General features: G+C 65.0%; 11 protein-coding genes. 5 read left to right on the forward strand and 6 right to left on the reverse strand.

The window, feature by feature from the left end; genetic code table 11:
• A partial coding sequence (locus A5753_RS20755; RefSeq protein WP_067132676.1) for a non-ribosomal peptide synthetase occupies window positions 1-7,100 on the reverse strand: 7,100 nt, incomplete at its 3' end.
• A gap of 1,015 nt (window positions 7,101-8,115) precedes the next feature.
• Between A5753_RS20755 and A5753_RS20760 the strand changes: the two genes are divergently transcribed.
• Genes A5753_RS20760 through A5753_RS20770 form a run of 3 tightly spaced genes read left to right on the forward strand, consistent with a single transcriptional unit; the run spans window position 8,116 to window position 14,388 of the window.
• Complete coding sequence (locus A5753_RS20760; protein WP_067133138.1) at window positions 8,116-8,535, forward strand: MmpS family protein; 420 nt, start codon at window positions 8,116-8,118, stop codon at window positions 8,533-8,535.
• A complete protein-coding gene (locus A5753_RS20765) occupies window positions 8,532-11,456 on the forward strand; it encodes an RND family transporter (RefSeq protein WP_067132680.1) in 2,925 nt (974 codons plus the stop codon). Before A5753_RS20760 ends, A5753_RS20765 begins: the two co-directional genes overlap by 4 nt.
• Window positions 11,457-11,463: 7 nt before the next feature.
• Window positions 11,464-14,388, forward strand: coding sequence for an RND family transporter (locus A5753_RS20770; RefSeq protein ID WP_067132682.1), 2,925 nt, complete (start codon window positions 11,464-11,466; stop codon window positions 14,386-14,388).
• Between the two features lie 43 nt (window positions 14,389-14,431).
• Here A5753_RS20770 and A5753_RS20775 read toward each other — a convergent pair whose 3' ends face one another.
• From A5753_RS20775 to mutA, 4 genes are all read right to left on the reverse strand, one after another.
• Entirely contained in the window at window positions 14,432-15,718 is a 1,287-nt protein-coding gene (locus A5753_RS20775) for a serine hydrolase domain-containing protein (protein ID WP_067132685.1), read from the reverse strand.
• A 62-nt stretch (window positions 15,719-15,780) separates the two neighbouring features.
• Window positions 15,781-16,770, reverse strand: a complete 990-nt coding sequence (gene meaB, locus A5753_RS20780) for a methylmalonyl Co-A mutase-associated GTPase MeaB (RefSeq protein WP_067132688.1) — start codon at window positions 16,768-16,770, stop codon at window positions 15,781-15,783.
• The gene (scpA, locus tag A5753_RS20785; RefSeq protein WP_067132691.1) at window positions 16,771-19,023 is read right to left on the reverse strand and encodes a methylmalonyl-CoA mutase; all 2,253 of its coding nucleotides are present in this window, start codon (window positions 19,021-19,023) and stop codon (window positions 16,771-16,773) included.
• 5 nt (window positions 19,024-19,028) lie between these two features.
• The gene (gene mutA / locus A5753_RS20790) at window positions 19,029-20,906 is read right to left on the reverse strand and encodes a methylmalonyl-CoA mutase small subunit (RefSeq protein WP_067132694.1); all 1,878 of its coding nucleotides are present in this window, start codon (window positions 20,904-20,906) and stop codon (window positions 19,029-19,031) included.
• 180 nt (window positions 20,907-21,086) lie between these two features.
• On the opposite strand from mutA, the gene A5753_RS20795 reads away from it, so the two are divergent.
• Together A5753_RS20795 and A5753_RS20800 are read left to right on the forward strand one after the other, a co-directional pair.
• A complete protein-coding gene (locus A5753_RS20795; RefSeq protein ID WP_067132697.1) occupies window positions 21,087-21,854 on the forward strand; it encodes a TVP38/TMEM64 family protein in 768 nt (255 codons plus the stop codon).
• A gap of 151 nt (window positions 21,855-22,005) precedes the next feature.
• Window positions 22,006-22,422: a nitroreductase family deazaflavin-dependent oxidoreductase gene (locus A5753_RS20800; RefSeq protein ID WP_067133141.1), complete on the forward strand. Its 417-nt coding sequence runs from the start codon at window positions 22,006-22,008 to the stop codon at window positions 22,420-22,422.
• Here the strand turns inward: A5753_RS20800 and A5753_RS20805 are convergent.
• On the reverse strand, window positions 22,419-22,775 hold the full coding sequence (locus A5753_RS20805; RefSeq protein ID WP_067132699.1) for a DoxX family protein: 357 nt from the start codon (window positions 22,773-22,775) through the stop codon (window positions 22,419-22,421). The two genes, A5753_RS20800 and A5753_RS20805, sit on opposite strands and share 4 nt — an antisense overlap.
• Window positions 22,776-22,781: the final 6 nt, after the last annotated feature.

Below are 22,781 nucleotides of genomic sequence, written 5' to 3' on the forward strand. Positions count from 1 at the left end.
ATCACCGCCGCCTGGTCAACACCCTCGAGCCGGGCCAGAGCGGCCTGCACCTCACCCAGCTCGATGCGATACCCGCGAATCTTCACCTGATCATCGGCACGACCCAGATACTGCAACTGCCCGTCGGCGCCCCACCGCACCAAATCCCCGGTGCGATACATCCGTTGCCCCGGACCGCTGAACGGACATGCCACAAACCGCGACGCCGTCAACCCCGCCCGCCCGACGTAGCCGTAGGCCACGCCGGCACCGGCGATATACAGCTCACCCACCACGCCGGCCGACACCCGGCGCAACCCGGCGTCGAGCACGAACAACGCCGCGCCGGCGACCGGCGAACCGATCGGCACCACCCCCGAGCCCCGCCGCAACGGCGCGCTGGCCGCCGCGTACACCGTCGCCTCGGTGGGGCCATAGGCGTTGATCATCACCCGATTTGGCGCCCACCGCTGCACCAGCTCGGCCGGACAGGCCTCACCGGCCACCACCAACGCCGCCGACTCCAACCCCGAGGCCGACAACACGCCCACCGCCGAGGGCGTCTGGTTCAAGACGGTTACCTGCTCGCCAATCAGCAAGGCGTGCAACTCATCCGGTGACGAGGCCACCTCCTCGGGTACCACTACCAACCGCCCGCCGTGCAACAACGCCCCGAAAATCTCGTACACCGACACGTCGAACACGAGCGAATGCCATTGCGACCACACCCGCCCGGAACCGATCGCCAGACCACCGGCCTCAGCGGTCAACAACTCGGTGACGCTGCGATGTGCGACTGCGACCCCTTTGGGCACACCGGTCGTGCCCGAGGTGTAGATCAGGTAAGCGACATCGTCCGGGGACGGCATCGCCGGCAACCCGGTGCTGACTTCGCGGCCAACAGCCGGATCGTCGACATCGATGACCACCACCGCGGATCCGTGCAGCCGATCGGCAAGCGCCCCCGTCGTCAACGCGGCGACCGGCGTCGCGTCGGCCACCATGAACTCGATCCGCGCCACGGGCAGCGCGGGATCGATCGGCAGATAGGCCGCCCCGGTCTTGAGCACCGCCAGGATCGCCACGATCGCCTCGGTCGAGCGCGGCACCAACAGCGCCACACACTCCCCCGGACGCGCGCCCCACCCGACCAGCAAGTGCGCCAACCGATTCGAGGCCTCGTCCAGCTCCCGATACGAGATTGAGCGCCCGTCACAGGTCAACGCCAACGCGTCCGGCGTTCGCGTGACCTGCGCGGCAAACAACTCAGGGATCGACACCGACGCCGACGGGCGGCCCAGCACCGCCCGATTGCCCCACTCGTCCAGCCCGACCTGCTCATCCTCATCGAGCAGATCGATCGACAGCAATCGGCGACTGGTATCGGCGGTCATGGCCGACAGCACCGTTTGCAACCGCGCGAACAGCGACTCGACCCTGGCCGCGTCGAACACGTCGGCGTCGTACTCGACGCGAAGGCCCAATTCGGGACCTGGAATGGCGGCGACCGTCAGCGGGTAGTGGGTGGATTCGTGCATGTCGAATCGGGTGATGGCCAACTCCTGGCCGCCAACCAACGCGGCGGTGTCCACCGGGTAGTTTTCGAAGACGAACAAGGTGTCGAACAATTGGTCGTGTCCGGTGGCGCGGTGGATCTCGGCCAGCGCCAGATGCTGGTGCTCCACCGTGTGGTTGTAGAAATCTTGCAGCTGATCCAGCAGGTCGGCGCCCGTGGTTGCCGCGGTGATCCGCGCCCGCGTCGGGACCGTGTTGATCAGCAGCCCCACCATCGAATCCGCACCGGCCAATTCCGCCGGCCGCCCCGACACCGCGGTACCGAAGGCCACATCGTGCAGGCCCGTCAGCCACACCAACAGCTGCGCCCACGCCGCCTGCAGCACGACGGCGACAGTGGTGTGCTGCGTGCGCGCCAACTCGCCGATGGCACGGGTGAGCTCCGCAGAGATCCAAAACGATTGCACGCCTGGCGGTCCCGGCTCTGATCGCCCTGGTGGGCTCACCACGGTCGGGGTGTCAAGACCGGCCAACACCTCACGCCAGGCCGCGAGGGCCGCGTCGCGATCCCGCTCGGCCAGCCAGCCGACAAAGTGGCGATACGACGGCGCCGCGGGCAGCTGGCGTCCGTAATAGCCGGCGAAGATTTCGGCCATCAGGATGGGCAACGACCAGCCATCCAGGACGATGTGGTGATTCGTCAGCACCAATCGGTGCCGGTCTTTCGCGGTGCGAAGCAACACCGCCCTGAATGACGGCGGGTCGGCCAGATCGCACACCGCGGCGCGTTCAGCAGCACCAATCTCTTTGACCCATTCGTCGACGTCCAAGTCGACGCCGTCCAAGTCGATGTACCGCCACGGCAGCACCGGATCGGCCGGGATGATCTGCACCGGCTCGTCGAAATCTGCGCAGAATCGAGCCGCCAGGTGGGGATGCCGGGTCACCACGGTGTGCAGCGCCTCGCGTAGCCGATCCTGGTCGAGGGCACCGCTGAAAGTGATGTCGAGCTGCACCGCGTACACGTCCTGGCCGCCCCGGGCGGTGCTGGTGTGAAACAGCAACCCCTGCTGCAACGGGGTCAACGGCAACACGTCAGCAAGCCGGTACTGCTCCTGCAGCTCATCGAGCTGGGTTTGGGTCAAGCGAGCGGGAGCGAAATCTGATGGCGTCCATCCGCCCCCGCCACCGCGAACATGCGCACAGATCCCGGCCAGGGCCTCAAACCACAATCGGCCCAGCCGATCGACCTGTTCGCGATCCAGCGCCGACGGGGCCCACGTCCAATTCGCGTGCAGCTGCGGGCCGGATTCGGTGTCCACCGTGCCGGCGTTGAGCTCCACTGTGTGCGACATCGGCATCGCCGGCGGCATCCCCGCGACCGCGCCGCTGAGCGACAGCCCGTCCCGATGCACCCGCCACGAATCGTCGAATACCTCGGCCGCCGAACCCAATCGGCCCAGATAGTTGAACCCTATCGCCGGATCGGGTCCGGCCAGCTCAACGTCGGGATTCAGGTAGCGCAGCAAACCGTAACTCAGCGGATCCGGCAGGGCGCGCAGCTGCTCCTTGACGTCCTTGACCAGCGCTCCCAACGGCGCCTCACCGGCGACCACTTGGCCCCACCTCAGCCCTCCGACGCTCAGCGCCGCGGGATATTTGGTGGTAAACCACCCCACCGTGCGCGTCAGGTCCACATCGGCGGCCAACTCCTCGTGGCGCCCATGACCCTCCACGTCGATGCCGATCGGCGTGGCTGGCCGGCGGGAGAACTCCGCAACCGCCAGCGCGAACGCGATCAGCAGAATGTCGTGCACTCCGGCGTGAAACGCCGTCGGCACTTCACCCAGCAGGATCCGGGTGGTCTCGGCGTCCAGCGACACCGACAAGAAACCGGCGGCGGCAAACGTATCCGCCTCGGGCTGCGCGGCCGGCAACACCGCCGGTGCGGCCGTCACCTGCCGCCATGCGTCGGCCTGATCGACGACCGCCCGCGTGCGCGCGTGCTCCGCCAGCAATGACGACCACCGGGCAAACGAGGTGCCCGCCGCCGGAAGAGCTATCGGGTGCCCGCCGCGGCGCTGAACCCACGCGAGGTTGAGGTCTTCCAGCAGAATTCGCCACGACACCCCGTCAACGGCCAGATGGTGAATGACCAACGCCAACTCGCCCGTCGGGCCGGCCCACACCGCACTGAGCATCACCCCAGCCGCGGGGTTCAACCGCGACCGCGCCTCGACCAATGCCTCCTCGGACAACGCGTCCACGCCTCGCAGGCAATCGCCGGCATGCACCGACCCCGGTTCGGGAACCTCCAGCAACCAGTTTCCGGCGCCATCGTCGTCGGCGCGCAGCCGCAGCATGGCATGGCGATCCAGCAGCGCCTGCAACATGGCCACCACATCGGGCTCGCTCACCCCGGCGGGGGCATGCACCACCACGGTTTGGTTGAACTGCTCGACCGGGCCACCGACCTCCTGTAGCGACCGCATGATCGGCGTCGCGATGACCGGCCCGACCCCCTCGTCAATGCGGCCGGCCTCGCCGCTGGCCACGGCTACCACCCTGGCCAGTCGGGCCACCGTCTGCTCGACGAATACGTGGCGGGGCCGAAACACCAGGCCCGCTGCCCGCGCCCGAGCCACCACCTGCATCGACAGAATGCTGTCCCCACCCAGCTCGAAGAAGGACTCGTCAACCCCGACCCGCTCGAGCCCCAGCACCTGGGCGTAGATCCCTGCCAGGATCTCCTCGGTCGCGTTGGCCGGCGCCCGGTAGCGATCGCCGTCCTGGTACTCCGGCGCCGGCAGCGCGCGGACATCGAGTTTGCCGTTGGTCGTCAACGGCAGCGCCTCGAGGACCACCATTGCGGTCGGCACCATGTAGGCGGGCAGCCGCTCCGCCAATGCGCTGCGCACCTGCGCCGGGTCGGAGATGCCGGTGACATAGCCGACCAGACGTTTGTCGCCGCGGCGGTCCTCACGGGTGATCACGGCCGCCTGCTCCACGCCGTCCAGGCCGGCCAACGCCGCCTGCACTTCACCCAACTCGATGCGATACCCGCGGATCTTGACCTGCTCGTCGGCGCGCCCGACATACCGCAATTGCCCGTCGACGCCCCAACTGACCCGGTCGCCGGTGCGATACATGCGCTGTCCGGCGCCCCCAAACGGACATGCCACAAACCGCGACGCACTCAAGCCCGCCCGGTCCACATATCCATAGGCCAGCCCGTCCCCGGCCACATACAACTCACCCACCGCACCGACGGGCACCGGATGCAACCACCCGTCCAGCACGAATAGGGCGGCCCCGGGTACCGGTACGCCGATCGGCACCGACGCCGCCCCCGCCTCGAGCGGTGCGCTGATCGCCACGACCATCGTCGTCTCGGTCGGACCGTAGGCATTGCGCATCATCCGCCCCGGCGCCCACCGATCCACCAACTCGACCGGGCATGGCTCGCCGGCGACCATCACCGCCGTCGATCCCAAGCCCTGCGGCGACAGCACCCCCAGGGCAGACGGGGTTCGGGCGAGCGCAGTGACCTGCTCGGTTACCAGCAACGCGTGGAGGTCTTCGGGTGAGCTGGCCACCTCTTCGGGCACCACCACCAGCCGTCCGCCACCCAGCAGCGAACCGAAGATCTCCCATACCGAGGAGTCAAACCCGTACGAATGACACTGCGTCCACACCCCGGGCCTGGGCAGGTAGGCATCCAGCACCTCGATCAGCTGGGTGACGTTCCGGTGGCTGACCGCCACCCCCTTGGGCACACCGGTAGTGCCCGAGGTGTAGATGAGATAGGCGATGTCGTCGGGCGCCGGAGCCTGCACGGCCGTGCCAGGGCAGGCCTCGATTCGGGGGTCGTCGACATCGATCACGGGAAGGCCGCATCCGCTCAGCCGCGGGCGCAGGTCCGCCGAGGCGACCGCGACGATCGGCGCGGCATCGTCGATCATGAATTTGATGCGCGCGTCGGGATGCGCCGCGTCGATAGGCACGTAGGCCGCACCGGTTTTGAGAACCGCCAGCATCGCGACGACGGTCTTGGCCGAACGCGCCAACAGCAACGCCACACGCTGCCCGGGACCCACCCCGTCAGCGGCCAAGAAATGCGCCAACCTGTTGGACGCGTCATCGAGCTCTCGATACGAGATCGATCGGCCCTCGTACGTCAGCGCTAACGCCTCCGGGACGAGGGCCACCTGCGCAGCAAACAGCGCCGGGATCGAACCCGACATGCTCGACTGGCGAGTCAACACCCCCTGGTTGCCCCAACCACCCAACCGATCATGCTCAGTGGCATCCAGCAGATCGATCGTCGAGAGCGGCCGTGCCGGGTCGGCCGTCATAGCGGCTAAAACCCGCTCCAACCGTCTCGCCAGATCGCGGACCTCGAAGTTCCAGGATGACTGCCCATTGGACGCCGTGCTAAGGAAAAGGTCGTCACCGGAGCTGGAGAACATCAGGCCGAAGCCGTCTACCACGCCGCTGTTGGTCAAGGAGGCCGAAGCCGCGACGCCGCCAAACGGCAGAGTGAATCGAGACGGGAGAAAATTGACGGTCACCCTGTCGAATGACCGACCATGCCCCCGAGCCTTGCGCTCGAGGGCTTCCACCGGAAACCTCTGGTGCTGCACCGCTTCCCGTATTCGGGTGTCCACGTATCCGCAAAAATCGGCAACCGTAGCCGCGGGCGACAGCCTCAACACCAGGGGCACCACTCCGGCCACCATCCCGGGAAGCGTTTTCGACTCCGGACGCACGCGTCGGCTGACGGGAAAGTCGAGTACTACCTCTGACGCATCCGCGTGGTACCCGCGGACCAGAAGCGCGCATGCGGCGGTGATGACCGACGAGCGGGGCACATTCCACACCCGGCACAACTCATCGATGCGCCGAATTGCCAAGGGATTCAACCGAACCGGATCAGAAGGCGGCTCCGGTTCCCGCTCGCCACAGGGTTGGGGCAAGCGATGCTGCTCTGCACCCTCCGCCGGGAGGTTCTGCGTCCAATAACTCTGGTCTTCCAGATACTCCTTGGATGCCTCATATTCCTGCTCGCAGTCGACCAAGTCCTGCAAGGAACCCAGGAGGGCGCCAGGAATTGGCGCCCCGGACACAACCGCGGAGTAGACGGCCGCGAGCCGCTGGCCGATCAGCGCTATGCCGGACCCATCCAGAACTATGTGGTGGACACACCAGAACAGGTAGAACTCATCGCGGCGCACCTGGAAAAGTACAAATTTGAACAGCGGCCCGGTGAAGGGCATCGGCGTGCTCTGTATCGACGACGCGATCCGTTGCGCTTCCTGCAGCGAATCGCTTGAGCAGGTCAGGTCGTAGAAGTCGACCTTGACGTCCGGGTAGTCGATCACGCTTTGCACAACCTGGCCGTCGACCTCGAAGAAGGCGGCCCTGAGCGGCTCAGCCTCGCTAACGGATCGGCGAATCGCCCACTCCAGGGCTTCGCGTTCCACCGGGCCCTCGAACTTCACGAACAGGCCCAACTGCCACCCCGCGCCCAGCTGACCCGTTTCCTGCGCAAGCCAAATCTCTAGTTGACCCCGCGTCAGTGGAAGTGCCCGGTCCCCAAGCACCATCGACTCCTTTAAGTAACAGAGCTGCTGATCAGAAGGCCGACCAGCTGAAAAGATTCAACGGCCGCGCATTGCTCCGGTCCTGTCCGATGGAATACAGACACGAAGCACGCTGCGCCGCGCCGTAGGCCGGCAGGCAGGCGGCTGGGACGCCGCCCCGCAGGCTGTCGTGCTCCACGTTGTTGCCCAAGACCAGAAAGCTCCCCCCGTACGGCTGTCGAACGGATCGATCCACAACACTTCCTCCCGCCGATTGAAGGCAAGCGATGTGAAACCGCTCCAAACCCTAGTGGAGGTCAACCCGCCCTGTGCGGGTTTCGGCAAACATTCTGGCGTTGCTCTAAGAACGGTGGCGGAAGAAACGCGCCCAGCCGGTAAACGGGGTCCTGAAGTGCAGCGATCGGCTGGCTGCACCTCTTATTTACCGACCTGTAAGGGGCGCCGGGGCAGCGCCCAAACGTTCGCTAACCGTCCGTCGGGGTTCGCCGTTGCCGCGGCCCGTCCGCCAAGTCCGCGTTGGGGTAAAACCACGTCACCGCGCCGAGCCCGCGGGCCCCGACGGCAGTACCCTTCGCCGGCATACTGTGCATTACGATCCAATATCGCGTTGGGAAAGTGCCGATACGAAGACCGCGCACGTGGTTTACTCGTCAAGATCAGGTCGCGGTCCCTGATGCGCTGCTAATTTGAGGTGATCGCCGCACGGCTACCCTGCGGCGCGCATGCTCGAACTGCTTGCTCTTTGGTGGACCGCGTTTGATGTGTAAGTTGCAAGTTCGAACAACTGACATACGCCAGTGTGGACGCGGGTGGAAGGTTGGATGCGATGGTCGAGCAGGGGGTGCGAGACGTTGCCGGAGCCGATACCGATGTCGCCGACACGACTCCCTTGCGCACCGGACATGAGTCCGGCCGAGGCGGTCTCCCGCGACGTGCGGGCCGGCCTCCCGCCGCGCCGCCAACGCTGAGCAGATCACGAGAAATCCGACGAACTCGGGGGTTTTCGATTTTCAAGGTTCTGGGACGGCTATGGGTGCCGCTGGTCATACTCGCCGTGGTTGTTGCAGGAGGCTTCACCGTGTCACGACTGCATGGCATCTTCGGCTCTGAGAAGCAACTTTCGTACTCCGACACCCGCGCCAATGATTCCAAGCCCTTCAATCCCAAGCACCTGAGATACGAGGTCTTCGGCCCGCCTGGGACGGTGGCCGCCATCAGCTACTTCGACGTCAATGGCGAACCCCAACACATCAAGGGAGAAAGCTTGCCGTGGTCGTTGGAGTTCGCGATCACCTCGGCGACGGCGGTCGGAAACGTTGTGGCCCAAGGGGATACGAACAGCATCGGTTGCCGCATCCTCGTCGACAATGTGGTCAAAGCCGAAAAGACTAGTCATGAAACGGCGGCGTTCACCTTCTGCATGCTGAAGTCAGCATGAGCGAACCACAATTGCGCGGCGAGCAGGCGTTGCGCGACGAGCAGGCCAGGCCGCCCTTCGCGCCGCGGATGATCCGTCGATTCGCGGTGCCCATCATCCTGATTTGGGTGGCGCTGGTCGTAATAATGGGCATCAGCATCCCTTCGTTGGAAAAGGTCGAGCAAACCCATTCGATATCGCTGGATCCGACCGATGCGCCCTCGTTCAAGGCGTCGAAGCGCATTGGCGATAAATTCAAAGAAAATGACAACGGCAGCGGCGCAATAATCGTCTTAGAAGGGCAGCAGCCACTCGGCGATTCCGCTCACGAATACTACAACAGCATAATTCGCCAATTACAAGCCGATCCGAAGCACGTGCAGCACATCCAGAATTTCTGGGGTGATCCGCTCACGGCGGGAGCTGCGCAAAGCGCCGACGGCAAGGCCGCGTATGTGCAAGTGGCCGTGCGCGGTACGCCTGGTTCGAGCGAGTCCACCGACTCGACCCTGGCCGTCGAGCACATAGTCGCGCGCACACCCGCGCCGCCGGGCGTCAAGGCGTATGTCACCGGACCCGCGGCGATCATCACGGACATGGCCAACAGTGGCGACCGTACGGTAGTCCTGATCACCGCGGTGAGCCTCGCAGTCATCTTCATCACGTTGCTTCTCGTCTACCGATCGATCGTCACCGTAATCGTGTTGTTGCTGATGGTCGGAATAGAATTGCAAGTGGCCCGTGGGATCGTGGCCTTCCTCGGCGATCATGGCGTCATCGGTCTTACGACGTTCGCCGTCAATCTGCTGGTGTCAATCGGCATCGCGGCCGGAACCGACTACGGAATTTTCTTTTTCGGTCGATATCATGAGGCGCGGCAGTTCGGCGAGGATCGGGAAACCGCCTTTTACACGACATATCACGGCGTCGCCAAGATCGTCCTAGCCTCCGGTTTGACCATCGCCGGCGCCCTTTTCTGCCTCAAGTTCACCCGGCTGCCCCATTTCCAAGCTTTGGCGGTTCCATGCGCGCTTGGCGTGGTGGTTGCCGTCGCAGTCGCCCTGACGCTCGTCCCGGCGGTTCTTCATGTCGGGAGCCGTTTCGGCCTATTCGACCCCAAGCGACGGATCACCGCTCATCGGTGGCGGCGGATCGGCACCTCGATCGTTCGGTGGCCGGCGCCCATTCTTCTCGCGACTTTGGCGGTCGCGCTCGTCGGGCTGTTGACCCTCCCGGGCTACCGGCCGAGCTACAACGATATGAACTACATCCCGGCGAATATCCCTGCCGCGCAGGGGTTTGGCGCCGCAAAGCGCCATTTTCCCCCCTCGCGAATGATGGCGCCCGAGGTCTTGATGGTGGAGGCCGACCACGATCTGCGGAACTCGGCGGACGCGCTGGTATTGGACAAGCTCGCCAAGGGCGTCCTCGCGGTTCCAGGCATTTCCACCGTGCAGAGCCTTACCAGGCCTGAGGGCACACCGATCGCGCACACATCGATACCGTTCATGATCGGCATGCAAAACGCGTCACAGCTAGAGATCATGCCGTTCCAGAAGGATCGCATGAATGACATGCTCGTTCAAGCCGACGAGTTGGCGAAAATGATCGCCCTCATGCAGCACATGTATGGCCTGATGCAACAGCTCGTCGCGACCACCCATCACATGGTCGGCGAGACGCACGATATGCAAGCGATCACCAACGAGATGCGAGACCACATCTCAGATTTCGAAGACTTCTGGCGGCCGATCCGCAGCTACTTTTACTGGGAGAAGCACTGCTACGATATTCCGATCTGCTTTTCTCTGCGATCGATATTCGACACCCTCGACGGCATTGATGAGATTACCGATAAATTGGGAGATCTGGTAAAAGATCTCGATCAAATTGACGTGGTCATGCCGCAGCTGGTGGCGCAATTCCCGGCGATGATCGAGACTATGCAGAGCATGCGAACCATGATGTTGACCATGCACAGCACCATGTCCGGCATCATGTCCTCGATGGACGAGGCCTCCGATAACTCGACGGCCATGGGCAAGGCTTTCGACGCCGCCAAGAACGACGATTCCTTTTATATCGCCCCCGAGGTCTTCAAGAATGCGGACTTCAAACGGGTCTTGGACATCTTCGTGTCCCCGGACGGCAAGGCCGCCCGCATGCTCATCACCCAAAAGGCCGATCCTGCGTCGCCTGAGGGCATCGGACGGGTCGACGCGATAAAGAGTGCGGCCGAGGAGGCGCTCAAAGGGACTCCGTTGGAATCCGCCCGGGTTTACCTGACCGGCACCGCGGCGTTCACGAAAGACATTATCGACGGATCCAAATACGATCTCCTAATTGCGGGAGTCGCGGCGTGCTGCCTTATCTTCATCATCATGCTGATCGTGACGCGAAGTTTCGTTGCCGCGTTGGTCATCGTCGGAACGGTATTGCTGTCACTGGGTGCGTCCTTTGGACTGGCCGTACTCGTCTGGCAATATTTACTCGGCGTACCAATACACTGGCTCGTCCTCATCATGGCTGTGTTGGTGCTCCTGGCGGTCGGTTCGGACTACAACTTGTTGCTGGTAGCCCGAATGCAGGAGGAATTGGGCGCCGGCATCAAGACGGGCATCATCCGCGCTATGGGCGGTACCGGCAAGGTCGTGACGAACGCCGGCCTCGTATTCGCGTTCACGATGGCGTCCATGATCGTCAGCGATTTGGTCATCATCGGCCAGATCGGCACGACAATCGGGCTGGGTCTGCTGTTCGACACGCTGATCGTGCGTGCCTTCATGACCCCGTCCATCGCCGCGCTACTGGGACGCTGGTTCTGGTGGCCGCAACGGGTACGCCCCCGCCCTGCCAGCGTGTTGCTTCGCCCGACAGGATCCCGCCCGTTGGTGCGCGCCCTGCTGAAACAGCCGCCCGTCGGTAGCGGAATTCCCAGCTGATCGCCGCATGAGTACGAAATACTCTCGGGAGCCCGCTCTGGCGCGGATGATCCGCAGGCTGTCAGTGCCCATCATCTTGGCCTGGGTGGCACTGACTGCGGTGGTGAGCCTGGCAGTTCCGTCGCTGGAGCATGTCGGGCAGAAGCATTCCGTGCCACTGGCGCCTCAAGACGCCCCGGCGGTGCAGGCCATGAAGCGAATGGGCCGGGACTTCAAGGAATCCGACTCGGATAGTTTCGCGATGGTCGTGCTCGAGGGGCAGCAGCCACTCGGCCCCGATGCTCACGCCTACTACGACAAATTGGTTCACGACTTAAGGGCCGATCCCAAGCACGTTCAGCATGTGCAGGATTTGTGGGGCGATCGACTCACGGCCGGGGGGGCCCAAAGCCCCGATCGTATGGCGACATACGTGCAGGTGAATCTGTCGGGCAACCAGGGCACGACCTTGGGGCAGGAATCGGTGGCCGCGGTCCGGGATATCGTGCATCGAATGGCGCCCCCGCCCGGCGTCAAGGCTTACGTCACCGGCCCGGCAGCGCTCGTTTCCGATATGCAGCGCAGTGGTGACCGATCCATTCTGAAGATGACGGCGATAGGTGCCGTGATCATCTTCCTGGTGCTGCTGTTCGTCTATCGTTCGATCGTTACCGTCGTCCTGCTTTTGGCCACGGTGGGGATCGAAGTGCTGGCGGCCCGGGGAATCGTCGCATTTCTCGGTAATAGCAACATCCTGGTGCTCTCGACGTTCGCCACCAGCCTGCTGACGGCCCTCGCGATGGCCGCCGGGACCGACTACGCGATCTTCTTTCTCGGGCGCTATCAAGAGGCCCGTCATGCGGGACAGGACCCGGAAACGGCCTACCACACGACCTACCGTGGTGTCACCCCCGTTGTCTTGGGTTCCGGCCTGACGATCGCCGGCGCGATCATGTGCCTGAGCTTTACCCGGATGCCGATTTTCCAGACCATGGGCGTGCCCTGCGCGGTGGGCATGGTCGTGGCGGTCGTGGTGGCGCTCACGCTGGTTCCGGCAGTTTTGACTCTGGGAAGCGGGTTCGGTTTGTTCGACCCCAAGCGCGCGATCGGGTACGGCCGGTGGCGGCGCATCGGCACCGCGATCGTGCGGTGGCCGGGCCCGATTCTGGTCGCGACCATAGCGATCGCGCTGATCGGCCTGGCGACACTGCCGGGCTATAAAACGAGCTATAACGACAAGCTCTACATTCCCAAGGACATTCCGGCGAATGTTGGGTACGCGGCCGCGGATCGACACTTTTCGCAGGCTCGAATGATGCCCGAAATTTTATTGCTCGAATCAAACCACGACATGCGTAATCCAGCGGACTTTCTGGTGTTGCATAAGGTCGCCAAGGCGATTTTCCGAGTTCCGGGCATTTCCCGGGTGCAGGGCATAACTCGGCCCGAGGGCACACCAATTGAGCACACCTCCATTCCCTTTTTGATCAGCTTGAGAAATGCGACTCAGCTTCAATACCAGCAATATATGCAGATGCGGGCCGACGACATGCTCAAGCAGGCGGACATCATGTCGACGCAGATCGCGACGATGAAACGTCTGTACGCATTGCAGTCGCAACTCACCGACATTACTCATCATTCGATCACCGTCACGAATGAGATGGTCGGCGTGGTCAATGAGCTGAGAGACCACATTTCGGACTTTGAAGACTTTTTCAGACCGATTCGCAGTTATTTCTACTGGGAAAAGCACTGCTACGACATCCCGATATGCTTTTCGTTTAGAGCGGTCTTTGACACCATCGACGGTGTAGACGAGCTCAGCGACAAGATGGAAGACCTTGTCAAGGATCTCCAGAACATGGACTCAGTGTTGCCGCAGCTGCTCGCGCAGTACCCCGCGATGATTGCGATGTCAGAAGACGCCCGGACCATGATTTTGAAGATGCACAGCACCATGGCCGGAATGCTCGGCGGAATGGACGAATCAAGCTCGAACTCGGCCGCCATGGGTGAGGCCTTTGACCAGGCCAAGAACGACGATTCCTTCTATCTGCCGCCGGAAGTGTTTGACAACGCCGACTTCAAGAAGGCGATGGAGTCGTTCTTATCCCCGGATGGGAAAGCCGCGCGGTTCATCATTTCGCACCGGGGCGACCCCGCCACGCCCGAGGGCATATCGAGGATCGACAAAATCAAGACGGCGGCAGAGGAGGCGCTCAAGACGACGCCCCTCGAGAGTGCCAACGTCTATCTCGCCGGGACGGCCTCGACATTCAAGGACTTCCACGACGGGGCGAAATATGACCTGTACATTGCGGGAATCGGTGCGCTCTGCCTCATCTTCATCATCATGCTCGTCCTCACGCGAAGCTTTGTGGCCGCGCTCGTCATCGTGGGTACGGTGGCCCTGTCGTTGGGGGCGTCTTTTGGCCTGTCAGTGCTGATTTGGCAGTACGTGTTGGGCTTCAAACTGCACTGGATGGTGCTGCCGATGTCAGTCATCGTTCTTCTGGCGGTGGGGTCTGACTACAACCTGCTGCTGGTGTCCCGAATGAAAGAGGAAATAGCCAGCGGGATCAATACCGGCATCATCCGTGCGATGGCCGGTACCGGCAAGGTGGTGACGAACGCGGGCCTGGTCTTCGCGTTCACCATGGCCTCGATGGCGGCGAGCGATCTGCGGATCATCGGCCAGGTCGGCACGACCATCGGCTTGGGATTGCTGTTCGACACTTTGGTCGTTCGCTCGTTCATGACGCCGACCATCGCCGCACTGCTCGGACGTTGGTTCTGGTGGCCGCAGATAGTTCGAACCCGTCCGCCCAGCCGGATGCTTCGTTCCCGGCCACCCCGCCCGGTCGTGCGCGAACTGCTCGGCGAGAGGTTCGGCGGCGACGACGCGGTCACCGCGCCGATTCCGAGGCCCTCGAGGCTTCCGTCCTATTAGTTGGGGCTGTCGCCTGGGCTCGTTCCGATGGACGTAGCCAGGGTCAGCCGGCGACCGCTCCAGGCTCGAAGTAGGGCGCACCGTATCCGGTGATCGGTTCGAAACCGCGCTTGCGCGCTTTCTCCGCGGCCTTGCGGATCAACGCATAAATTCCGACGAACGCCGCGTGATCGGTCATCACGAACGGTGTCAGCAGCCGGTTGTGCACCAGCGAGAAGGCCACCCCGCTCGCCGGATCGGTCCAGCCGAGCGAACCACCGAGGCCGACATGGCCGAAGCCGGGCATCACGCTCCCAATTGGCAAGCTGTGGTAGCCCAGGTGGAAAGCCAACGGCACGTAGAGGTTTCGGTCCGGGCGCAGGCTCCGCTCCCCCGTCAGACCGGCGACCAGCTGACGGGACAGGAATCGGGTGCCGTCGACCTCGCCGCCGTTGGCGATGGCGCCGTACATGCGCGCCAGCCCGCGCGCCGTCACTACGCCGTTGGCGGCCGGGATCTCGGCGTCCAGCAAGGGAACCTCGCCCCGAACGGCGCCCATCAGGCCCTTGAAGTACATCGACCGGTATGCCCCGGACATCTCGTTGGCGACCTTGCGAGTCACGAAGCCGACGACCGGGTTTCCAATCATGCTCTGCGGGCAGATGATCTCGGCGACCCGGGTCGGCGCGTCGGCGGGCGGGCGGCCGAGGTGCAGGCCGTCCGTGTTCAACGGCTGGGCGAGCTCCTCGCGGATCAGCGCGCCCATGCCTTTACCGGTCACGGCCCGGCCCAGACCCGACATCAGCCAGCCGAAAGTCAGTGCGTGATAAGCCGATTTGCCCAGCAGCCGTCCCGGGGCCGCCGCGGCCAGCTTTTGCTCCATCACGACGTGATCAAGCAGTTCGTCCATAGTGGCGCCCCGCAAACCCGACAGGCCGGCCTGGTGACGCATCACCTGCCGCACCGTCAGCTCGGCCTTCCCGTTCGCCGCGAATTCCGGCCAATACTCGGCGACGGGGGCTTCGTAGTCGATCAGCCCGCGGTCCGCGAGCCGGTGAATGACGGTGGCCGCCATCCCCTTGGTCGCCGAGAAAACCATCGGGGCGGTGTTCGCTGTCCACGGCCGCTGTCCGCCGCGGTCGGCCCATCCGGCCCAGACGTCCACGACGGGTTGGCCGTCGAGATACACGGCCAGCGCGCCGCCGCCGAAACGGCGGGCGGGGAACATGCTGGAAAAGCTGCGAACGACGCATCCGAAGTGTGAGTCCGCCGCGCCGGACACACGGTGACCTGCGTCAAGGTCATCGCGGACAGGGACCGCGCGGCGATCGACTCGGGTTTCCACCGTCACAATTTCGAATTTACTTGGATTTCACACCCGACAGGAGCGTAATCAGATTGTTTATCTATCCGTTATTCTGACGCTGCCGATAATATTTGCTGGGCCGCCAGCGCCGGGGTCAGCTCCCCCGCCTTGACTTGCCGTTCGACGTCGGCGCGCATCTTGCGAACCTTGGGGCTGGACAGCAGCCGGTCCAGCACCGTGTCGCGCACCATCTGCCAAGTCCAGTCGACCAGCTGGGCGCGGCGGCGCGCCTCGAATTCCCCCGCCTCGGTGAGAACCTGCCGATGACGTTCGATGGTGTCCCACAATTCCTTGAGGCCGGTTCCCTCGGCCGCACTCATCGTGAGAACCGGTGGCCGCCAGAGGGTTTCACGCGGATGTATCAACCGAATGGCTCCGGACAGCTCGCGCGCCGCCGACCGAGCTTCGGCGAGGTGATCCCCGTCGGCCTTATTCACCACGACGATATCGGCCAGTTCGAGCACACCCTTTTTGATGCCCTGCAGCTGGTCGCCACCGCGCGCCAGGGTCAGCAACACGAAAGTGTCGACCATGTTCGCCACGGTCACCTCGGACTGGCCGACCCCGACGGTCTCGATCAGGATCACGTCGAAGCCGGCGGCCGCCAGCAGGACCGCCGCTTCGCGGGTGGCCTTGGCCACCCCGCCCAGGGTGCCTGACGTGGGCGACGGCCGAATGTATGCATCCGGATGCATGGCCAGGCGCGCCATCCGGGTCTTGTCGCCCAAGATCGAGCCGCCGGTGCGGGTCGACGACGGGTCGACGGCCAAGACTGCCGCTCGGTGGCCCAGTTCGATCAGATGCATGCCGAGGGCCTCGATGCTGGTGGACTTGCCGACCCCGGGGATCCCGGTGATGCCGACCCGGTACGCATCGCCGGCGTCCGGCGTCAGCTCCAGCAGCAGCCGCTGGGCCTTCTCGCGATGGTCGGCGCGGGTGGACTCCAGCAGCGTGATGGCCCGCGGCAACGCCGCGCGGTCGCCGTTGCGAACCGCCTCGGCCAACCGCTCCACGGAGTCGTTCCGTTCGGAAGCCATTTAGTCGAGGGTGTAACCCAGCCGCGCGGCGAGCTTGTGCAGCAAGCCGATTGCGGCGTCAGCGATCACCGTCCCGGGCGGGAAGATGGCGGCGGCCCCGGCCTCGTACAGCTCGTCGAAATCGCCCGGCGGAATGACGCCGCCGACCACGATCATGATGTCGGGCCGCCCCACGTCGGCCATCGCCTCGCGCAGCGCGGGCACCAGCGTCAGATGGCCGGCGGCCAGCGAGGACACCCCGACCACGTGCACGTCGTTGTCGGCGGCCTGGCGGGCCACCTCCTCGGGCGTGGAGAACAGCGAACCGACGTCGACGTCGAATCCGATGTCCGCGAAGGCCGTCGCGATCACCTTCTGGCCGCGGTCGTGGCCGTCCTGGCCCATTTTCGCGACCAGAATCCGCGGGCGGCGGCCGTCGGCTTCCGCGAACTTCTCGACGAGTTCGGTCGCGGTTGCCATGTTCGTGGCCTTTCCAGCTTCGTCGCGGTAGACCCCGGCGATAGTACGGATCTCCGCCTGGTGTCGGCCATAGACCTTCTCCAGCGCATCGGAGATCTCGCCGACGGTGGCCTTATGCCGGGCCGCGTCGATGGCCAGTGCCAGCAGGTTGTTGCCCAACCCGTCCGCGCCAGCGCGGCCGTGGGCGGCCGCCGCGCGCGACAGTTCCGCCAGCGCGGCGTCCACCGCCGGCTGGTCACGGGTTTCCCGCAGTTCCTTCAGCTTGGCCAGCTGCTCGGCGCGCACCCGGCTGTTCTCGACCTTGAGGACCTCGACCTCTTGGTCCTCTTCTACCTGGTACTTGTTGATCCCGATCACCGGCTGGATCCCGGAGTCGATGCGGGCCTGGGTGCGCGCGGCCGCCTCCTCGATGCGCAACTTGGGGATGCCGTCGCTGATGGCCTGCGCCATGCCGCCGTGCTCGGCGACCTCGGCGATGTGGGCGCGGGCCCGCTGGGCGAGCTGATGGGTCAGCCATTCGACGTAATAGGACCCCGCCCACGGATCGATCGGTCGCGTGGTGCCCGACTCCTGCTGCAGCACCAGCTGCGTGTTGCGGGCGATGCGAGCCGAGAAGTCGGTAGGCAACGCGAGCGCCTCGTCGAGCGCGTTGGTGTGCAGCGACTGCGTGTGCCCCTGCGTCGCGGCCATCGCCTCGATGCAGGTGCGGGCGACGTTGTTGAAGGGATCCTGCGCGGTCAGCGACCAGCCGGAGGTCTGCGAATGTGTACGCAGCGACAGCGATTTGGGGTTCTTCGGGTCGAACTGGGAGACCAGCTCGCTCCACAACAGCCGGCCCGCCCGCAGCTTGGCGACTTCCATGAAGAAGTTCATCCCGATGCCCCAGAAGAAGGACAGCCGGGGCGCGAACTTGTCGATGTCCAGCTCGGCGTCCAGGCCGGCCTTGATGTAGTCGACCCCGTCGGCCAGCGTGTAGGCCAGCTCCAAATCGGCTGTGGCACCGGCCTCCTGGATGTGGTAGCCGGAGATCGAGATGGAGTTGAACTTCGGCATTTTCGCGCTGGTGTAGGCGAAGATGTCGGAGATGATGCGCATCGACGGTTTGGGCGGATAGATGTAGGTGTTGCGCACCATGAACTCTTTGAGGATGTCGTTCTGGATAGTGCCGGCCAGCTTCTCCGGCGGTACGCCCTGCTCCTCGGCGGCCACCACGTACAGCGCCAGGATCGGCAGCACCGCGCCGTTCATGGTCATCGACACCGACACCGTCGACAGGTCGATGCCGTCGAACAGCTGGCGCATGTCGAGGATGGAATCGATTGCCACACCGGCCATTCCGACGTCGCCCTGCACGCGCGGGTGGTCCGAGTCGTACCCGCGGTGGGTGGCCAGGTCGAAGGCCACCGACAGACCCTTCTGGCCTGCGGCCAGGTTGCGCCGGTAGAAGGCGTTGGACTCCGCGGCGGTGGAGAAGCCGGCGTACTGCCGAATCGTCCACGGCTGGTTCACATACATGGTCGGGTAGGGCCCGCGCACGAACGGCGGTTCGCCCGGGAAACTGTGCAGCGGGTACCCGTCGGCCTCTACGGCCGCCCGGTCTGCGCCGATATAAATCGGTTTGACGTCGATGTCTTCCGGTGTCTGCCACTTCAGTTGGTCGGGTGTGTACGAGTGCGCGGCCGCGGCCGCGGCCACGTGTTCCTCGACGGCGGCCTGGGTCGCCGGGGTGACAGTCCGCTCGCTGTGCAACGGCACATCGGCGAAGCTGCCAACCGCAGGTGCAGTGGTCGTCATGGTAACTACGCCCCCAGCCTTGTGAGCAGATCCGACAAAGCTTCGACCGCATTGATTTTCGCGGTCAGGAATTGGTCCGGTTGGTGCTCGGCGTCGGCAACGGCTTTGTCGGGACCGGCCAGATACACCCGCGAAATCCCCGCGCCGCGGGCCGCCTGCGCGACGTCGGAGACCTCGTTCTGGTAGCGCTTGTCGGTGCCGCAGATGACCGCCACCGTCGGCGTCCCCGCGTCCGCCACCGCTGATGCGACACTGTCGGCCTCGACCGTGCCGGGGTTGATCGCCTCGATGCCGCCGGACGCCAGCAGGTTCGAGGCGAACGTCGCGCGGATGTTGTTCTCGGCCAACGGCCCCAGCGGCAGCAACAACAGCTGCGGGCGGGAGCCGGTGCGGGCCAGGTAGGCGTCCGACCGGTCCCGCAGCGCCTCGAACTCCGCGGCGTACCGCACCAGTTTCCCGGCGGCGAGCGGCGAATACGTCGAGTCGCTTTGTGGCAGCGGAGGTTCGGTGAGGTTGGGGAATTCGTTTACCCCGGTGATCGCGGTCCTGCGGTGCGCGATGTCATCGGTGCGGCGAGCGGCCACCTCGGCGATCTGCTCGGCGATGAAGTTGCGGGCCTGCATGAATCCGCCATGGGACTCGATGGCCTGGAAATGCTCCCAGGCCCGCTCGGCCAGGCGCCGGGTGAGGTCCTCCACGAACCACGAGCCACCGGCCGGGTCCAACACGCGACCCACGTGTGACTCTTCGAGAAGCAGCAGCTGCGTGTTGCGAGCGATGCGGCGGGCGAAACTCGTTGCTATTCCCGGGAATCCGCCATCGATCGCCACGTCGAACGGGAACACCAGCAACGAGTCGGCGCCGCCCACACCGGCGCCGAAGGCGGCCAGGGTGCAGCGCAGCAGATTCACCCACGGGTCACGCTGGGTCATCATGGGCAGCGACGTCTCGGCGTGGACTACGGCCGCGCCGGCATCCGGCTCGCCGACAACTTCGGCGACCCGCGCCCAAAGGTTGCGCGCCGCGCGGAACTTGGCGATCGTCATGAACTGGTCGTCGTCGGCGGCGAACCGGAAGCTGATCTGCCGCAGCGCCTCGCCGATCGACAGCCCCGATTCGGTGAGCACCCGCAGGTAACTCACCGCGGCCCCGATACCGGCGGCGAGCTCCCACGTCGCGTTGGCACCGAGATTGTGGAACGCGGGCCCGTCGACGGTGATCGCGCGCACGCCGGTGTGACCGGCGGCCCGCTTGGCCACGGCGATTACGTCCGCGATCGTCGGCGCGGGCCGAACACTGTGCGCCGCGCTCAGCGGGTCACCGCCCAGGTCGATCGACAGGGTGGCGCGCTGGTCGGGCTCCACCCCGTCCGCCAGCGCAAGGGCCACGTCGCTGGCCGCCGGATAATCGGCGCCGGCTTGCAGGATCAGCGGCGCCATGCTCAGGTAGACACCCTCGAGCGTCTCCCCCAGCTGATCGGGCGCCACGCCCGATTCCCCGATCCGCAGCACCAGCGCGCCGGCCCCGTTGCCGAGCGCGTCCAGCACCGCGGAGTTCACGTCCTTGGCCGCGACGCCGGGCACCGGGGTAGCCGGAAAGGCTTCGGCGACCTTCCAACCGGCCTTGACGTCCCGCAACGCGTCGCCGCCACGCACATAGGGCCACTCGCCCGGCAGCGGCGGTTCCGGCAGTTCGTCGAGCGCGGTGTAGAGCGCGCGGACCGCAATTCCGTCGTAAGTCGGGGTTTCCAGCAGCCGCTCGGGGTCGTCCCCCAACTGTTCGGGGTTCTTCCGGGTGCTTTTGGCCAGCACACCGGCGACCGCACTGCGCCAACGCCCGCGAACCTGTTCTAGGTTGGCGAGCTCGGGTACATCAATGGACACCGATTGCTCCCTTTTCCCAGCATTTGGGCTACAACTCCGGGGATACCACTTAGCTACAGAGGCTAATTGATGACCGCTCATCGCAAGAAACCGCCACTTGCGGCGAGCGTTCGCGATTTCCGATGAAACACCACCCGCAGGAAACGGCTTATTCATCTGCGCCCCGTACCCTAGGAAGCCGTGACGGGTTCCGCCACCAGCAAAATCACCGAAACACTTCGCGATCTCGGCTGCGCCATCGGCGTCGCCGCGCGAGGCGTGTCCCGGTCGCGGGTCGCCTGGACAGTGGTGGGCATCACAGCCCTGGTGGTGCTGGCGTCGTGGTTGCCGCTTCCCTCGCCGGCGCAGATGCGTGACTGGGCGCAGTCCGTCGGACCGTGGTTCCCGCTGGCGTTCCTGGTCGCCCACATCGTCGTGACGGTGGTGCCCATCCCGCGCACGGCGTTCACCCTGGCGGCCGGACTGCTGTTCGGCCCACTGCTGGGCGTCGCCATCGCGGTGATCGCCAGCACCGCGAGCGCGATGATCGCGATGCTGCTGGTGCGCGCAGCCGGGTGGCGGCTGAACCGGCTGGTGCGCCACCGATCGATTGACACCGTGGAACAGCGCCTGCGACAACGAGGCTGGCTGGCCATCTTGTCGCTGCGGCTGATTCCCGCGGTGCCGTTCTCGGCGCTCAACTACGCCGCGGGCGCGTCGAGCGTGCGGGTGCTGCCCTATGCGATCGCGACCCTGGTCGGATTGCTGCCCGGCACCACCGCCGTGGTGGTTCTCGGCGATGCTCTCGCCGGTCACATCAGCACGCTGCTGTATTTGGTGTCGGCGATCACCAGCGCTTTGGGTCTGACGGGGCTGATCATCGAGATCCGCCACTTCCGTAGGCACCACCGCCGGGCACACCGTCCCGTCGACGGCGAGCGCTCCCCAGAGCCGGCCACTATCGGCTGATCGCCGACTTCGGTAAGACCGGCCTGCTGACGCCGAAAGGCACGGCGCCACCGCTGCCGCCGCACCCCGGGTGCAGGATGGGAAGGTGCCACGAGATCGATCGCCGTTTCCCACCAAGGTCGCCGGACGGCTGCTGCGCTCGCGCCGCCTCATGCGCGCACCGATCTGGATCTACAAGGCTCGCGCCGGCGCGCTGTTCGGTTCACGCATCCTGCTGCTCGAACACATCGGCCGCAAGTCGGGCATGCCGCGCTACGCGGCGTTGGAGGTCGTCGACCACTCGACGCCCGACACCTACGTGGTCGCGTCGGGCTTCGGCCGAAAAGCCCAGTGGTTCCGCAACATTGAAGCCAATCCCCGGGCGCGGGTCTACGCCGGCAGCCACCCGCCCAGAGCCGCGACCGCGCGCGTGCTGACCACACCGGAGGCCGATCGCACCCTGGCCGCCTACCGAACCCGCCACCCCAAAGCGTGGGAGCGGATGCGCCCGGTGCTGGAAGACACTCTCGGCGTCCCGATCACCGACACCGATACTCCGCTGCCGCTGGTCGAGCTGCGGCTGGACTAACTGCGGTCCGGTCCCTTGATCGTCATTGCGGCGACCAGCGCCAGGAACAACGCGGCCGGAAGGCCGTTGACGACTTTGTCGCGCACCCGGACGTGCGCGCCGACCGCCAACACGAAGTACACCGTCAGCATCGCGGTCGTCAGGCGCGCCAGCGCGGGAAAACGGTTGACCGACAGCAATCCCACCGCGGCCGCCGCCTTGACCGCCGGCAGCACGGGCCGGATGTCCTCCGGCAGGCCCACCTCATCGAGAACCTTCTTGATCGGAGCCACCTGGACGCCGCACGCCACCGCGTCGACGGCGTGGAACACGCCGAGCGCCGTGTAGGCCTTCGGGGAAGTCAACACACTCATGCCGCA

The organism is Mycobacterium sp. 852002-51971_SCH5477799-a (assembly GCF_001667145.1).
Classification (GTDB): domain Bacteria; phylum Actinomycetota; class Actinomycetes; order Mycobacteriales; family Mycobacteriaceae; genus Mycobacterium.

Excerpts from the sequence above, each read along its gene's own strand:
- A5753_RS20765 (WP_067132680.1), top strand. The coding sequence starts at position 8,532 with ATGAGCGAACCACAATTGCGCGGCGAGCAGGCGTTGCGCGACGAGCAG.
- A5753_RS20770 (WP_067132682.1), top strand. The coding sequence starts at position 11,464 with ATGAGTACGAAATACTCTCGGGAGCCCGCTCTGGCGCGGATGATCCGC.
- meaB (WP_067132688.1), bottom strand. The coding sequence starts at position 16,770 with ATGGCTTCCGAACGGAACGACTCCGTGGAGCGGTTGGCCGAGGCGGTT.
- scpA (WP_067132691.1), bottom strand. The coding sequence starts at position 19,023 with ATGACGACCACTGCACCTGCGGTTGGCAGCTTCGCCGATGTGCCGTTG.
- A5753_RS20800 (WP_067133141.1), top strand. The coding sequence starts at position 22,006 with ATGCGCGCACCGATCTGGATCTACAAGGCTCGCGCCGGCGCGCTGTTC.
- A5753_RS20805 (WP_067132699.1), bottom strand. The coding sequence starts at position 22,775 with ATGAGTGTGTTGACTTCCCCGAAGGCCTACACGGCGCTCGGCGTGTTC.